Genomic DNA, 15,280 nt, shown 5'->3' on the forward strand with positions numbered 1-15,280 from the left:
GTGCATAACCATAGCGCGAAGACGTCTGGCGTTAAAAGACCGCATCACGATCACTAAAAAGCCTTCAGCCTCGGCATCTCCGATCAAGAACCAGCCCGAACCCGATCAGAGATTAAATTAGGCTTGCCTGACTAACTTTAAGTTGTGGGTACAAAATATGCAACCCCTCCACAATAAAAAGATTGATAATTATTCACGGTGGTGGCCCACTTCCATCAGGTTTTCGCCTGTTTACCATTAAAAATTACACATTGCGCCGCCAACCGGCGCCTTCTCTTTGCACCATCCCTTTGCTTGATAGCTCAAGTAATAAGTGAACGGCTAAGCCGATAGAAACACCGGCCCGTCTAGCGATACTTTCTGTTATCTCAGCTTCTGGACCTAGGGAGTCATAAATTCGAAGTTCGTTTCGAGTTAACTTCTGCACGGCATTAGGAGCGAACGATATCTCATATTGCTCATTAACATCGACCTCACCAATTGCAGAGATCAAGGAACGGATCTCATCTGCACTGCAGACTAGTTCCGCCTCATGGTTCCGTATCCGTTCATGGCATCCGAGAGAGCCAACTGTAGTAATCGGGCCCGGCACAGCCATGGCCACGCGCCCTAAAGCGCTTGCCCAGCTCAGCGTATTTAGTGCACCTGATCGCCACGCAGCTTCTACTGCAACTGTCCCCAGAGATAAAGCAGCTACCAATCTATTACGCGTAAGAAAGCGATGGCGGTGCGGAGACAGACCTGGCGCGTATTCGCTCACCATGCATCCTTTTTGCATAACGGCACGAAACAACCCGGCGTTGCTCGATGGGTATGCTTTGTCCAATCCCCTAGCCGCTACCACGACTGTAGTTCCGGATCTATTAAGCGCTTCTGTATGCGCTTGCGTATCTATGCCCAAGGCGCCACCGGAGACAATCGAGTACTGATGGTCCACCAAGCCAGCCACCAGAAGCTTCGTTGCTTCCCTTCCGTATGTACTCACTGCACGCGTTCCCACAACCGAAACTGACTGCTGCGTGCATTCCGACAGGTTTTTTCCCACAACCCACAACGCATGCGGCATCACCGCATCCTCTTGATATGAACGGTTGTGGTCACTCTTTCCAGATTCGGCAAAGTTAAAGGCACTCTCAAAAAGATGCCGGGGCCATTCATCATCATCTGCGGTGATAAGCCGACCACCAAGATCTGAAATCCGATTCAGATCCTCTTGCGCGTTATCGCACTGGCAACGAGCCTGTGTTGACCTCAAAAGTGCCGCTCCAAGCCAAGGTTCACGATTTTTCAACGCGTAGACTATTCGCTCTGGGTCAATCCCTTTCCGTAGCAACCGCTGAAGTTCTCGGTTCGGCCCTTCAAATACTCGCGATAAATACGCCCATGCTTTCAAACGGTCGTTCATACCAATGCTCCCAGTGATCGATCATCGCGTAGCTCCAGTGCTTGTGCTACGTGCCCCAGATCAGGAATAGCTGCACCATCTAAATCACTGAGCGTCCACGCCATTTTTAAAGCTCTATCCGCACCTCGATGGCTTATGCTTCCGTCGCCAAGGTAAGCCGTAAGGAGCGCCATTCCCGCAGAATCTGCCGGAAATTCTCGACGCAACACATGCGGATTCATCGCCGCATTTGTTTGAACACCGTATCCTGCTTTTTGCCAACGAAACCTCGCGCGTTCTCTAGCCTCCGACACCCGCTGTGCAATCGTGGAACTTGATTCCTCATATCCATCAGACAACAGCGGTCCCTTTGAGTGAGTTCGGACAATGATATCGATCCGGTCGCGCAACGGACCTGATACGTTGCTCAGGTAGTTCCTCCGTACTGTAGAGGTGCACCTGCATTGAACAGGATCTTCAACTGCACAGCGGCACGGATTCGCCGCCACAACAAGCTGAAATCTCGCTGGAAAGCGTATTTCTTGTTGCGCTCGCACAAGTCGCACACATCCTTCCTCCATAGGGGTACGGAGACAATCCAATATGCGGGCGGGAATTTCGCTTACCTCATCAAGAAAAAGAACGCCTGTGTGAGCAAGACTCACAGCCCCAGGTCGCGCGTTCCCTGCACCACCGCCTAGAAGAGCAGCCCGGCTCACAGAGTGGTGCGGAGCGACAAAAGGAGCATGCGTGGCAAGACTCCGAAATGTTTTTCCAACGACTGAATGCACAGCCATCGCTTCTAACAATTCTTCAGAATTGAGTGGAGGGAGAATCGTGGGAATTCGCTCCGCTATCATCGATTTTCCACTCCCAGGTGGGCCGATCATAAACAAATTATGTCCACCCGCTGCAGCTATCTCCGCAGCACGCTTAGCCTCAGGTTGCCCAACCACATCTGCTAAATCTTTTCCGTTTGCAATCGAGTACCCGTTCCTTTCCCCATGAGCGCTATTCTCCCCTACTGACTGCAGATTATCCGCGCCTCTTAGCCATTCAAGAACTGCGGAAATAGTAGGCGTGATCAAGACTTTGATATCCGAGATGCTCGTTATCACTTTCGCTTCTTCAGCGTTCCCAACTGGTATAACAGCTGTTTTAATCCCCTGGTCACGCGCAGCGATCAGCGCTGGAACTACACCGGGGACAGCCCTGATACCGCCATCTAATGCTACTTCTCCAAGGAGCATCGTGGACTCAAGTCGTCGCAACGCTGGCAACCGTGTATCTGCAGCACACAAGATCTCCATGCACATAGCTAAATCGACCTGTGAACCAGATTTTCTCAACGAAGCTGGGGACAAACTAACGATCACTTTTGTTTTAGGCCACGCGAGCCCTGAATTTTGCACGGCTGTTTTCATGCGGTCTCGTGCTTCAGCAATCGCAGCATCCGCAAGCCCTACTACATACGTTCCGGGAAGCCCTGGTCCTATGTTTACTTCTACGGTAACAACATAACCTGTTACTCCCGTGATCGCTGCGGAAAGGGTTCTAGCAAGCGCCACGATCGATCCCTTCATAACAGGTGATCTGCACAGAAGAGTCCCTGGCGATACAGATAACAATCGCATCGAATCGAATGTTCAACCATCTTTTATCCTGTAACCATAAATATGCTGCTTTGCGCATTTTTCTGAGTTTCTTAGCTGTAATAGCCTCCTCTATCCCATAAAGCGGTGTGGTACGAGTTTTTACTTCAACAAAAACAAAGCTCCCGTCCGGAGCTTCAAGCACCAAATCAAGTTCTCCTGTTGGAAATTGTGCGTTGCGCTCTACTACCACGTAGCCCTTGGCTTGGTACCACTGTGCAGCAATCTTTTCACCTTCCTCCCCTGTTACAAGATGCTGTGGACGCTGTATATGAGTAGGCGCATGACTAAAAATGGCTTCCATCTTTATTTCCTATTTTCTTAGGTTGCACTATCGATCAAGGCTTTATGCTGCCTCAGTTGTGCAGTTGATCATGCGATAAAATCCGTATTTTTTCAGTAACTACCTGGTAAAAGCTCTTGGCTTGTGGATAAGGTCTAGTTAGATACACGCGTTATCCACAGACTCATCACAACAGTCACATGCTCTTGCGTTCTTTCCGCTTTTGTGTTCCCCCCCCCAGCGGCTTCACTGCATAACCTCACAATCTAAGTCATAGCAACTACTGCTTAACCTGATGGTCACTATTACGCACCCCCTGAATAGTGAAATTTTTCCATATTTGTTCCGTGCATAAGCCGAACATAGTTATGCTGGCTCATACATCTATCCCCACGGGTGCCCGATGGAATCGGGCTGAGAAGAACACTGTCACCGTGTTCGCACCGTTCGAACCTGTCTGGTTAGCACCAGCGTAGGAAGCGAGATATAGCCAATGTCGGTTACCCCTGAAGAAAACCATTTCAAGCACTCTTACTCCCCTATTCTCCGCAATGGCCTGGCTGTTCCTGAAACTGAAGTCGCATTAGACGATTCCCCCACCGGCCCCAATGAGCCTTTCCGCATTTACCGCACGCGCGGTCCAGAATGTGACCCAGTAAAAGGGCTACCGGCTCTGCGTGAAGAGTGGATTGAACAGCGAGAAGACACACAAAAGTATCAAGGACGCACTCCGTGTTTGGCCGACGACGGACAAGCGGCACAAAAGCGAGGTTCAGCACTCTATGAGTGGCAGGGAGAAAAGCGTGCTCCTCGCCAAGGTCTTCCCGGAAAGCGAATTACGCAAATGGCCTACGCACGGGCGGGAATCATTACTAAAGAAATGGAGTTTGTTGCGCTACGCGAGCACTGTGACCCAGAACTTGTGCGTAGCGAGGTTGCCCGAGGACGTGCCATTATCCCCAATAACGTCAACCATCCTGAGTCAGAACCCATGATTATTGGCCGGAAGTTTTTAACCAAAATCAACGCTAATATTGGTAATTCTGCTGTCACGTCTTCAGTTCAAGAAGAAGTTTCTAAACTGCGGTGGGCAACCCGATGGGGTGCAGACACAGTGATGGACTTATCCACCGGAAATGATATACACACCACCCGTGAATGGATCATCCGTAACTCCCCTGTTCCCATTGGCACGGTTCCTATTTACCAAGCATTGGAAAAAGTCAATGGTGTAGCTGAAAACCTCACCTGGGAGATTTTTAGAGATACGGTCATCGAACAATGCGAGCAAGGCGTGGATTACATGACCATCCATGCTGGGGTTTTGTACAAACATATTCCGTTAACCAGCCAACGGGTCACCGGCATTGTCAGTCGTGGCGGGTCTATCATGGCGGGCTGGTGTCTCGCACATGGCAAAGAGTCTTTCCTCTACGAAAATTTTGACAATCTATGTGAGATTTTCGCGCGTTATGACGTCGCTTTTTCCTTAGGCGATGGCCTCAGGCCAGGTAGTTTGGCCGATGCTAACGATGCAGCACAATTCGCAGAGCTTAAAACTATCGGTGAGCTCACTAAACGCGCCTGGGAATATGATGTGCAGGTCATGGTGGAAGGACCTGGCCATGTGCCTTTGAATATGATTCAGGTTAATAATGAGCATGAGCGAGAATGGTGCCACGATGCACCGTTTTATACGCTTGGACCGCTCGTTACGGACATTGCTCCTGGTTACGACCATATTACTTCCGCAATTGGCGCAGCTACCATAGCAATGGGCGGCACAGCCATGCTGTGTTATGTCACGCCTAAAGAACACCTGGGACTGCCTAACCGCGACGACGTAAAAACTGGTGTTATTACATATAAACTCGCGGCTCACGCAGCTGACGTGGCTAAAGGACATCCTGGCGCCAGAGCCTGGGATGATGCCATGAGCAAGGCCCGTTTTGAGTTTCGTTGGCATGATCAATTCGCATTGTCTTTGGACCCGGTCACAGCAATGGATTACCACGATGAGACCCTCCCAGCAGAGCCTGCTAAAACCGCCCATTTTTGTTCAATGTGCGGCCCCAAATTTTGTTCCATGCGCATATCACAAGACATACGCTCGGCGTTCCCCACGGATCTAGGAATCCCCTCGACAGATATACCTCAAGGCTGCTCGCAAAACTTTCCAGACGCGGGAAGGGCTCTAGACTAGTGCGTAAAACCACGTCTCCAGTGGATCTACGGTGCTACTTTGTCACAGGACATCTGCCCGACCCACGTCATATTGTCCACATCGCAGTGGCGGCCGCGGCTGGCGGCGCTGGCATTATTCAGATACGTTCTAAGCCAATTAGCGCTCGTGACCTGTATAAGCTTTCCAGCGAAGTTGCATGTGCAGTAGCCACAATCAATCCACTTACGCGGGTGCTTATCGACGACCGTCTAGACGTAGCTATTGCTTTGCGTTCTCAGAACATTCCGATCGCAGGTGTTCATGTGGGGCAAGACGATCTCAGCCCGCGCATCTGCCGAAAACTCCTTGGAGCAGAAGCCACCATCGGTCTGACTACGGGAACCTTAGAGCTCGTCGAAAAAGCAAACACACAGGCCGAGTACATTGACTATATCGGGTGCGGTCCTTTCCGTGAGACCCCGACGAAAGACTCTGGGCGAACTCCTCTAGGGTTAGATTCCTACGCAGAGCTTGTCACCCGTTCCGCGGTACCACTGGTAGCCATCGGTGGCATTACCCTTAATGATGCAGCGCCTCTTGCTGCCCAAGGGGTGTCCGGACTAGCTGTAGTACGCGGATTTATGGAAGCAACAGATCCTACGGACTTTGCCTCTAAGATTCTCAGAGAATTTGATCGCGGAGCTCGCCAATGGGCAAAGGACAGCTCATGCGCATAGTGATTCTTGGCGCAGGCATCCTAGGATTGGCTACCGCAGTAGAATTGGCGTCGCACCGATCAGAGCAGCACCTCGATATTAATGTTGTAGATCCTGCCCCAATGAGTGGCGCCACCTACCATGCGGGTGGAATGCTCGCGCCCACTGCAGAAATGATTTATCAGCAGGATTCGCTGTTCCCGCTGATGCAGACTTCGGCTCTATGGTATCCAGAATTGATAAAGACCGTTACCGAGCACACGTCGCTTCCCATAGGATATCGCGATGATGGCACGCTCGTTGTTGCGGCAGACCGCGCCGACGCTCAACATCTACGCGATGTGATGCACTACCAACATGCCTATGGCATGAATGTAGAGCGCCTACCACTAAGCAAAGCCCGCCAGATTGAACCCGCGCTGCACCCGCATTTGGCAGGAGTCGCTTCTATCCCCGGCGATCACCAGATTGCTCCTCGAATTTTTGCTGCCGCACTCTATGACGCCGCGATCAACCTTGGTGTGGCGTTCCATTCTTTAACCGCAACGCACCTACGCATAAGTGAGTCTGACAAAGGCGGCACTCCCGTACAGGTTCATACAACGGGCTCTACTTTTCCTGCCGACCAGGTAGTTGTAGCTAATGGCCTCGGAGCAAGCACGCTTTCAGGTTGGCATCCTTGTGCAACCCAGGAATCGTCACCGCTTAAGTTGCGGCCTGTGTATGGGGATATAGTGAGGCTGCGTGTCCCCTCTTACCTCCAGCCTTTCACATGTAAGGTGATCCGAGGTTTTGTAGAGGGCCGCCCGATTTATATCATCCCGCGCGATGACGGAACGATCGCACTAGGAGCCACGACGAGAGAAGACTCTCGACCAGCTCCTCATCTTGGCGGTGTTCACGATCTTTTGAGAGACGCAGTCCGCATAGCACCAGGCTTGGAAGACTGCGATTTTATTGAGGCAACAGCGGGCGCACGCCCAGGTACACCTGATGATCTTCCTTATTTAGGACGTGTCAACGACCATGTAGTTATGTCCACTGGGTATTTCCGACATGGAATCTTATTGGCGGCTTTGGGTGCTCGAGTGAGTCGAGAACTTGTTTTAGGACAACCATTGAGCGCAGATATCCGCGCGTGTTGTCCATTACGACACCTAGTTAATGGCTAAAGGACACATGCTTATGCGTATAGAACTAAACGGAAGAGTGCAGGAAATCACCGCACGCACTGTATCTGAATTAGTGGCAGAAATTGTTACCCCCGGACACCAAGGAGCAGGTATTGCCGTTGCTGTTGAGGGCACAGTGATCCCACGCTCACAGTGGCTGCGTCGTCTGCACCCAAACGATCGCGTAGACATACTCACTGCGATTCAAGGAGGTTAAGTGCTTACTATCGCTGACAAAGAATATTCTTCTCATCTCATTATGGGTACGGGAGGAGCGAGCTCCCAAGAAATCTTGGAGCAAGCATTAGTCACATCCGGAACTGAATTAACAACAGTGGCTATGCGGCGATATAGCGCATCGACCAGCGAGCATAATGGAGAAACTATCTTTCAACTGCTCACTCGGCTCAACATTGATCCGCTTCCCAACACTGCAGGATGTCGCACTGCGCGGGATGCGGTGATCACGGCACGTCTGGCCCGGGAAGCGCTAGGAACATCATGGGTCAAGCTCGAAATCATTGCAGACGAGCATACTTTGCTTCCCGACGTGATGGAGACCCTAAGCGCCTGCGAGAAACTCGTATCTGAGGATTTTACCGTGCTGGTTTATACCAGCGATGATCCGGTCGCAGCTCAGCGTTTAGAAGATTCTGGTGCAGCAGCAATCATGCCTTTGGGATCACCGATAGGGACAGGTCTGGGTATTCTCAATCCGCATAATATCGAGTTGATTTGTTCTCGAGCGCGCGTGCCAGTGCTTATCGACGCTGGCGTGGGCACCGCATCCGATGCTACTTTCGCCCGCGAACTTGGGTGCGACGGGGTTCTCCTGGCTAGCGCGGTCAATCGTTGCCAAGATCCAGTCATGATGGCGCATGCAATGCGGCTGGCCGTTGAGGCTGGTGGATATGCGCGTAAAGCTGGTCGGATACCACGACGCGAGCATGCTCAGGCTTCCTCCACATCAACAGGTTTTGTGTCCTGGCCTGAGCAGGTGCTCTAAATGGAAACGTCACTTCCGCTATCAGAGCTACACCGAGTCTCTCGCCAAATGTTGCTTCCCGGATTCGGGTTGCCGCAGCAAGAGGCACTCCATAATGCGCATGTTCTAGTAGTGGGAATCGGTGGACTTGGGTGCCCTATTGTGCAGCAATTAGCCGCAGCTGGAATCGGAAAAATGACCTTGATCGACCATGACACGGTCGATATAACCAACATTCATCGACAAATACTCTTCTCAGCAGATGATTGCGGCCAGCCTAAGGTTGAGGTAGCTGCACGACGAGCGCAGGCATTGCAGCCCGGCATTGTCATAGAAGCCCGGAACGAAGCTCTCACAGCACGCAACGCCTGCGAATTAGTAGCAGGAGCAGATATAGTACTCGATGGTTCAGACACCTTTGCTAGCAAATATCTCGTCGCAGATGCTGCAGAAATAGTAGGAACGCCATTGGTATGGGGCACGGTACTGGGGTTCCATGGTGATGTCGCATTGTGGTATTCCGGGCCGCGCGAACGCGGAGTGGGTCTACGCGATGTGTTCCCCTATCAACTACCTGCCGATGCCGTTCCCACGTGTGCAACAGCCGGCGTTTTGGGAGTGACTACATCCGTAGTCGGCGGGCTCATGTCCACTACGGCCCTTGCATGGCTGTCTGGTTTGGATCGAGCGGTCGGCAAGGTTCTTAGCTACGATGCTATCCCGGCCACCATACGCCAAATACAAGCCGTAGCAGATCCTCAAAGGAGTCTCACAACTAGCCTCAGTGACTATGCGGCGGCTGCATCATGCGAGTTTTCAAAGGAATCTACGGCTAAGGAAAATTCCTTGCTCCTCCAACGTGTCCTAGCTGGCGAGGCAGCGCTCTTAGATATTCGCGAGCCGCACGAAGTCCTCCTGGATCCATTTCCCCCACGCTATTCTCCCCATGTGGTCCCACTAAGCAGCATCGTCTCGCAAGACGCCGCATTAGCAGCACTCGTAGATGTGGCTCAGGCCCAATCCAAACGCACAATTGTTGTTGCATGTGCTTCCGGGCAGCGTTCCCAACAATTCATCGCGCAATACAGCGACCTTGCCGTACAAGCGTCTATTACGCTGCTCGATCTGCCAGGCGGAAACAATAAAAGAAAAGAAAGTGCATAATATGGATATTTCTATTCCCAGAGTTCTTTCTATCGCTGGAACAGATCCCACCGGCGGAGCAGGCATTCAAGCAGATCTAAAAACGGTGGCTGCTGCTGGTGGTTACGGAATGTGCGTGGTTACAGCACTAGTGGCACAAAATACTCAAGGTGTGCGGAATGTACATACCCCGCCAACCGATTTTCTCCGCTCACAACTCCACTCGGTCAGTGATGATGTTGCCATCGACGCTATCAAGATCGGGATGCTAGGTGATTCTGGTGTTATCGCTACGGTTAGTCAATGGCTAGCTTCACTACCCCAAAACCGCAATATGCCTGTAGTTTTGGATCCTGTAATGATTAGTACCAGTGGGCATCGTCTACTTGATCCTCAAGCTGAAAAAGCACTCCAAGAGCTTGCACTGCATGCCACAGTAGTAACCCCGAATCTGCCGGAACTAGCGGTACTCTGTGGCACTCCACTTCGCACTAATCTGGAAAAAGCAATCACCGACGCGCAGAATTGGTCCTGCAAACATGGAGTTGCCGTCATTGTCAAAGGAGGTCATCTTCACCAGGATCACGCTGATAACGCAGTAGTCTTCCCCTCTGGGTCTTTTCACCGAGTACCCAATACCCGAATAAAGACCACAAATACGCATGGTACTGGTTGTTCTTTATCATCCGCATTGGCTACCCGACTCGGCCTAGGTGAGGATCTGGTCACCGCATTGGAGTGGTCAACCGCGTGGCTTCATGAGGCCATCGCCCACGGCAGTGCCCTGCAGGTAGGACATGGCCATGGCCCCATTGATCATGGTTATCGCGCACGCAAGCATGGTGCATGCGCATAGGATAAGACACGGAATTAATCGGGCATGACAAAATCGGGTTTGTCTAGCTCCTCGATGTTTACGTCTTTATACGTAATGACCCTGACATAACGCACAAACCTCGCGGAACGGTACATATCCCATACCCAGGCATCAGACATTCTGACCTCATAATAAACATCAGACCCCTGCGTATGAGGGATTAACTCCACCGCATTGGCAAGGTAGAATCGCCGCTCTGTCTCTACAACATAAGAGAACTGGCTAACCACGTCCCGGTACTCGCGATACAGTGACAGCTCTACCTCAGCCTCATAGTTGTCGAGTTCTTCTGCACCCATCGCTTTACCTCCCGATTACTGCTTTATTCTCGGCAGCCCATTCCTCATGTGCAGCCTTCACATTGGCATAACTATAACGATGCTCCGGTGTTCCCCCGTGGCGGCGCACCGCATCTATGTGAGACTTGGTCCCATATCCTTTGTGATCCCCCAATCCATATCCCGGATACTCCTTATCCAAATCAATCATCAGCTCATCACGAGACTGCTTAGCCAAAACGCTAGCAGCCGCAATACAGCGCGCAGCCGCATCCCCACCGATAACGGGCAGAGATGGACAGGTAAGGCCGGGTACCCGCATGGCGTCGATAAGCGCATAGCCCGGCTTCTCTAAGAGCAAAGCGACAGCCCTTCGCATGCCAGAAATATTGGCGTGCTGAATACCGTATGCATCAATTTCCGATGCCGGAATATGCAGGATCGACCAGGATACAGCGTGTTTTTTGATAAGAGGATAAAGTTCTTCCCTCATTCGAGGAGAAAGCTTCTTAGAGTCAGTCAGCGTAGCTAGCGCTGCGATCGGCCGAGGGGGCAAAATGCACGCGGCAATAGTAATTGGGCCGCAACAAGAACCACGGCCTGCTTCATCTATCCCGACAACCGGACCCAAACCCCATTTTTCTAGCGTTCCCTCAAATGTCCGAAGATGTTTGAGCTTACGAATTTTAATCCCCTGGGGTGCGGGCAAGGGAAGGCTTGGGCAAGCCTCTTGTCCCTTAGGAATCAACCTAGTTCCCTACCCTTGGATGTCGTAATCTTCTACGCTGCCGATCCTATTAAACGGGAAGATCTTAAACTGAACTTTGCCCTTAATATGATCGCGCGGGATGGTGCCCTGGTACTGGTCGCCGATGTGATAGCGAGAATCCATCGAGTTTGTCCGGTTATCTCCCATCATGAAATAACTGTCTGCGGGAACAGTAACAGGACCAAAGTAGAAGCCGCCGCATGCATCAGATCCAGTCGCAGGATCTACCGGATAAGCAGGGGGATTCTGAATATATGAAGAATCAATCACTTTTCCGTTTACTTTAACGCCCTCATCGCCTTCCAAACATTGCACGGTCTGTCCCCCGGTTGCAATGATTCGCTTCACTAGGTCATTCTCGTCTGGAGCGACGAGACCAACAAAGGCGCCGACGTTCTGCAATCCACGCACCAGTGAGTTCTGGGATCTTTGCGAAACAAAAGAAGAATTCCAGGAATCCGTTCCTTCAAAGACGATAACGTCACCAGGTTTTGGATCGCTAAAATGATAGCTCACTTTGTCTACAAAAATACGATCGCCTGTACAGCCAGCACATCCGTGCAGCGTTGGCTCCATCGATTGGCTGGGAATCATATAGACGCGCCCCACGAAGGTTTGCAGCATCGTAATAACTAGCAGAGTCACCACGACAACAAGTGGTATCTCTATAAACCAGGGCAACGGTTTCTTGCCTTCAGCAGAATTAGCTTTTGCGTCTCTATCCGTCGCATCAGTGCGAGCCTGTGGTTTAAAATCACGGTCCGCCGCGTTGAATCCATTACTCTGATCAGTCACAACGAATGATGTTAGCAGCGTTAAGGTAAACCTCGCGTAGGCAAATGTTTTATTACCTCATATTTAAGTCACATATCTAGGATGAAGATTTACTTTCGCATATTGCCGTGAGCCACATCTCGGCATAAAAAAACCTATTCTTCTTCGCGTCTAGAAAAAAGAAAAGCCCCCAACCGCATGAAATTCATGCAGGTCAGAGGCCCAAGGCGCCGAATACTAGCGCTTTTCCTTGATCTTAGCTGCTTTACCGCGCAGGTCACGCAGGTAGTAAAGCTTCGCACGACGAACAGCACCGCGAGTAACAACCTCAATCTTCTCGATGTTTGGAGTGTGTACCGGGAAGGTACGCTCAACACCGATACCGAAGGAAACCTTGCGGACAGTGAAGGTCTCACGAACGCCAGAGCCCTGACGACGAATAACAACACCCTTGAACAGCTGGGTACGGGTCTTGTTGCCCTCGATAACCTTTACGTGAACGTCAAGGGTATCGCCGGGGCGGAAAGCTGGAATGTCGTTGCGCAATGATGCTGCATCGACTTTGTCAAGAAGGTTCATAAAACCAATCCTTACTTTTAAAAGACAGAGGAACCTAGCGGCTTCTCCCCTACAATCAGGGCGCTCGACTGGTTCATGCCCAAGACATGAAAAGCAGCTGCTCCACGAAAGAGACAGACAACGGTGGAAATTATGCCATGCTTGTGCGCTGGGAACAACTTCTCCCCACCTCTGTCTATATACGTCTGTTATTTGAGCCCGGCGCGTCGCAAAGCTTCTGCCATTGCCCCGCCTGCTGCAGGTTGTGATGAGCTGCGCTTTTGCGACGCTTTACGTGTGCTGTTTCCGCGCGAAGAACGCCCAGCTTTCGCAGTGTTGGTGTTGCGCGAGGTCGGTTTAGCCGTGCTAGCGCCGGGCTCGTCGGAAAGCTTCATGGAGAGGCTAATGCGTTTACGCTCTGGATCAACCTCCATCACCTTCACTTTGACCACCTGCCCAGAACGCACAACGTCATGGGGGTTAGAGACAAAGGTATCCGCCAAGGCAGAAACGTGTACCAGGCCGTCTTGGTGCACTCCCACATCCACGAATGCACCAAAGGCTGCCACGTTTGTCACGGTTCCTTCTAGGATCATCCCCGGGATCAAATCGGAGATTTTCTCTACGCCTTCTTTGAACGTAGCCGTAGCAAATTCCGGTCGGGGGTCGCGCCCCGGTTTGTCCAACTCCGCGAGGATGTCGGTCACGGTGGGGACACCAAAATGTTCGTCTGCAAAGTCCTGGGGTCGCAACGTCTTAAGCACCGACGTGTTTCCGATAAGTCCGTCAACACTGAGCCCGGTTTTTTCCGCGATTCGCCGTACCACTGGGTAAGCCTCAGGGTGCACAGCAGAGGAGTCCAAGGGGTCAGGTGCACCGTTAATCCTTAAGAAACCGGCGCACTGCTCAAAAGCTTTTGGCCCTAAACGTGGAACTTTCTTCAGCGATGCCCGGGAGGCAAAACTACCGTGTTCATCCCGGTAGTGCACGATGTTTTCTGCAATGGTCGGGCTGATTCCAGCTACCCTGGAAAGCAACGGAACTGAGGCCGTGTTGAGGTCTACGCCCACAGCATTGACCGCGTCTTCCACTACGGCATCAAGGGTTTTAGCCAAGGAGGTCTGGTTTACGTCGTGTTGATACTGGCCGACCCCGATCGCTTTCGGATCAATCTTGACCAGCTCTGCGAGTGGGTCCTGTAATCGGCGCGCAATAGAGACTGCACCACGCAGAGAAACATCCATGGTGGGAAATTCTTTCGCCGCCAGCTCTGATGCCGAATATACTGATGCTCCGGATTCCGATACCACGACTGGGGTGGGGCGTTTGCCGCCAGCCTTTTTGATCAAATCTGCAACTTCTCCTGCGAGCTTCTCTGTCTCACGGGAGGCTGTGCCATTACCCACGGCCATGAGGTCTACGCCATGCGTTGCGCATGCAGACGCTAATTCTTGTACAGCTTCCGACCACTTATTTTGTGGTTGGTGCGGATAGACGATAAGCGTGTCTAATACTTTGCCAGTGCTGTCTACAACGGCGCACTTCACTCCATTACGGTATCCAGGATCAAGACCGAGAGTCGCACGTTGACCTGCTGGGGCAGCAAGAAGAACATCCTTGAGGTTCCGAGCAAAGACCTCAAGAGCACCTTCTTCCGCCCGCTCTTTCAAACGCATACGAACATCGAGACCTGAGGAGATAACCAACTTGGTCTTCCAGCCCCAACGCACAGCAGACGTAAGCCATTGAGAAGAAGTATCAAGGTTGAAGCGTTCTGCAATCATGCCTTCATAAATCGACTCGTCACCGGCATCAAGGTCTAGATGCAGCACCCCTTCTTTTTCCCCACGAAAGAGCGCCAGGATTCGGTGGCTAGGCAGCGATGTAAAAGGTTCTGAAAACTCAAAATAATCTTTGTACTTTGCCCCCTCTTGCTCTTTGCCTTCCACGGAACTGGCCAGCATGGAACCCGTGGTAAACATCCGCTCGCGGACTTCTCCGACCAGGTCCGCGTCCAGGGCAAAACGATCAATAAGGATTGCGCGTGCACCTTCAAGGGCTTTCTTGGCGTCTTCAAATCCCTCTGTGACAAAGCTCTGGGCAAGCTGCTCTGGGCTCGCGTGGGGCGCGTCGATAAGCTTATCCAGCAGTTGCTCCAGTCCGGCTTCACGCGCGATATCCGCTTTAGTCTTGCGCCGTTTTTTGTAGGGAAGATATAAATCTTCCAAGCGGGCTTTTGTATCGCATTCCAGGATCAACGTTTTCAGCGTTTGATCGAGCTTTCCTTGCTCTTCAATCGCGGCGAGAATCGTCTGCTTCCGGTCCTCCAGCTCCTTAAGATAGGTCGCGCGTTCTTCAATGGCACGCAGCTGCGAGTCGTCGAGCCCGCCTGTGGCTTCCTTACGGTACCGAGCGATAAAGGGAACTGTATTGCCTTCTGCGAGGAGTGCGAGAGCGGAAGCGACATTGCTTTCCTTAACTCCTAGCTCCTGAGCGATCTTCGCGGAAATCATTCACACGATTGT

The 15,280-nt window shown here is 51.7% G+C and carries 14 protein-coding genes, 1 pseudogene and 1 riboswitch; of the genes and pseudogenes, 7 read left to right on the top strand and 8 right to left on the bottom strand.

Annotated features, from left to right (window positions below; translation table 11 throughout):
• Nucleotides 1-244 precede the first annotated feature (244 nt).
• From dprA to CULFRC11_RS06935, 3 genes are read right to left on the bottom strand one after another with little or no spacing between them, the layout of a single operon-like run.
• Nucleotides 245-1,405 carry a DNA-processing protein DprA gene (gene dprA, locus CULFRC11_RS06925; protein ID WP_023635914.1) on the bottom strand — a complete coding sequence of 387 codons (1,161 nt, stop codon included), beginning with the start codon at nucleotides 1,403-1,405 and terminating at the stop codon, nucleotides 245-247.
• Nucleotides 1,402-2,952 (bottom strand): YifB family Mg chelatase-like AAA ATPase, encoded by a 1,551-nt coding sequence (locus tag CULFRC11_RS06930; protein WP_031270398.1) that lies wholly within the window; start codon nucleotides 2,950-2,952, stop codon nucleotides 1,402-1,404. Before CULFRC11_RS06930 ends, dprA begins: the two co-directional genes overlap by 4 nt.
• Nucleotides 2,939-3,340, bottom strand: a complete 402-nt coding sequence (locus CULFRC11_RS06935) for a YraN family protein (protein WP_031270400.1) — start codon at nucleotides 3,338-3,340, stop codon at nucleotides 2,939-2,941. The genes CULFRC11_RS06930 and CULFRC11_RS06935 overlap by 14 nt, the downstream gene beginning before the upstream one ends.
• 361 nt (nucleotides 3,341-3,701) lie before the next feature.
• A riboswitch (TPP riboswitch) is annotated at nucleotides 3,702-3,816 on the top strand.
• On the opposite strand from CULFRC11_RS06935, the gene thiC reads away from it, so the two are divergent.
• The 7 genes and pseudogenes from thiC to thiD all read left to right on the top strand — a co-directional run.
• Complete coding sequence (thiC, locus tag CULFRC11_RS06940; protein ID WP_038620630.1) at nucleotides 3,813-5,522, top strand: phosphomethylpyrimidine synthase ThiC; 1,710 nt, start codon at nucleotides 3,813-3,815, stop codon at nucleotides 5,520-5,522. It overlaps the preceding riboswitch by 4 nt.
• Nucleotides 5,522-6,220 (top strand): thiamine phosphate synthase, encoded by a 699-nt coding sequence (locus CULFRC11_RS06945; protein ID WP_023635916.1) that lies wholly within the window; start codon nucleotides 5,522-5,524, stop codon nucleotides 6,218-6,220. Before thiC ends, CULFRC11_RS06945 begins: the two co-directional genes overlap by 1 nt.
• On the top strand, nucleotides 6,193-7,371 hold the full coding sequence (thiO, locus tag CULFRC11_RS06950) for a glycine oxidase ThiO (RefSeq protein ID WP_023635917.1): 1,179 nt from the start codon (nucleotides 6,193-6,195) through the stop codon (nucleotides 7,369-7,371). The genes CULFRC11_RS06945 and thiO overlap by 28 nt, the downstream gene beginning before the upstream one ends.
• Before the next feature lie 13 nt (nucleotides 7,372-7,384).
• Nucleotides 7,385-7,588 carry a sulfur carrier protein ThiS gene (gene thiS / locus CULFRC11_RS06955; protein WP_023635918.1) on the top strand — a complete coding sequence of 68 codons (204 nt, stop codon included), beginning with the start codon at nucleotides 7,385-7,387 and terminating at the stop codon, nucleotides 7,586-7,588.
• Nucleotides 7,589-8,377 (top strand): thiazole synthase, encoded by a 789-nt coding sequence (locus CULFRC11_RS06960; protein WP_023635919.1) that lies wholly within the window; start codon nucleotides 7,589-7,591, stop codon nucleotides 8,375-8,377.
• The gene (locus tag CULFRC11_RS06965) at nucleotides 8,378-9,520 is read left to right on the top strand and encodes a ThiF family adenylyltransferase (RefSeq protein WP_023635920.1); all 1,143 of its coding nucleotides are present in this window, start codon (nucleotides 8,378-8,380) and stop codon (nucleotides 9,518-9,520) included.
• A gap of 1 nt (nucleotide 9,521) precedes the next feature.
• A pseudogene (gene thiD, locus CULFRC11_RS06970) lies at nucleotides 9,522-10,337 on the top strand (bifunctional hydroxymethylpyrimidine kinase/phosphomethylpyrimidine kinase); the annotation flags it as partial.
• Between the two features lie 32 nt (nucleotides 10,338-10,369).
• Here the strand turns inward: thiD and CULFRC11_RS06975 are convergent.
• From CULFRC11_RS06975 to CULFRC11_RS06995, 5 genes are all read right to left on the bottom strand, one after another.
• Nucleotides 10,370-10,675 (bottom strand): DUF2469 domain-containing protein, encoded by a 306-nt coding sequence (locus CULFRC11_RS06975; protein WP_013242174.1) that lies wholly within the window; start codon nucleotides 10,673-10,675, stop codon nucleotides 10,370-10,372.
• A gap of 4 nt (nucleotides 10,676-10,679) precedes the next feature.
• Nucleotides 10,680-11,363: a ribonuclease HII gene (locus CULFRC11_RS06980; protein ID WP_230478279.1), complete on the bottom strand. Its 684-nt coding sequence runs from the start codon at nucleotides 11,361-11,363 to the stop codon at nucleotides 10,680-10,682.
• Between the two features lie 48 nt (nucleotides 11,364-11,411).
• Nucleotides 11,412-12,218 carry a signal peptidase I gene (lepB, locus tag CULFRC11_RS06985; RefSeq protein ID WP_023635923.1) on the bottom strand — a complete coding sequence of 269 codons (807 nt, stop codon included), beginning with the start codon at nucleotides 12,216-12,218 and terminating at the stop codon, nucleotides 11,412-11,414.
• Nucleotides 12,219-12,434: 216 nt separating this feature from the next.
• Nucleotides 12,435-12,776, bottom strand: a complete 342-nt coding sequence (gene rplS / locus CULFRC11_RS06990) for a 50S ribosomal protein L19 (protein ID WP_013242177.1) — start codon at nucleotides 12,774-12,776, stop codon at nucleotides 12,435-12,437.
• A gap of 188 nt (nucleotides 12,777-12,964) precedes the next feature.
• Nucleotides 12,965-15,268 carry a Tex family protein gene (locus CULFRC11_RS06995; RefSeq protein ID WP_023635924.1) on the bottom strand — a complete coding sequence of 768 codons (2,304 nt, stop codon included), beginning with the start codon at nucleotides 15,266-15,268 and terminating at the stop codon, nucleotides 12,965-12,967.
• Nucleotides 15,269-15,280 lie beyond the last annotated feature (12 nt).

This window comes from Corynebacterium ulcerans, assembly GCF_000767685.1.
Classification (GTDB): domain Bacteria; phylum Actinomycetota; class Actinomycetes; order Mycobacteriales; family Mycobacteriaceae; genus Corynebacterium; species Corynebacterium ulcerans.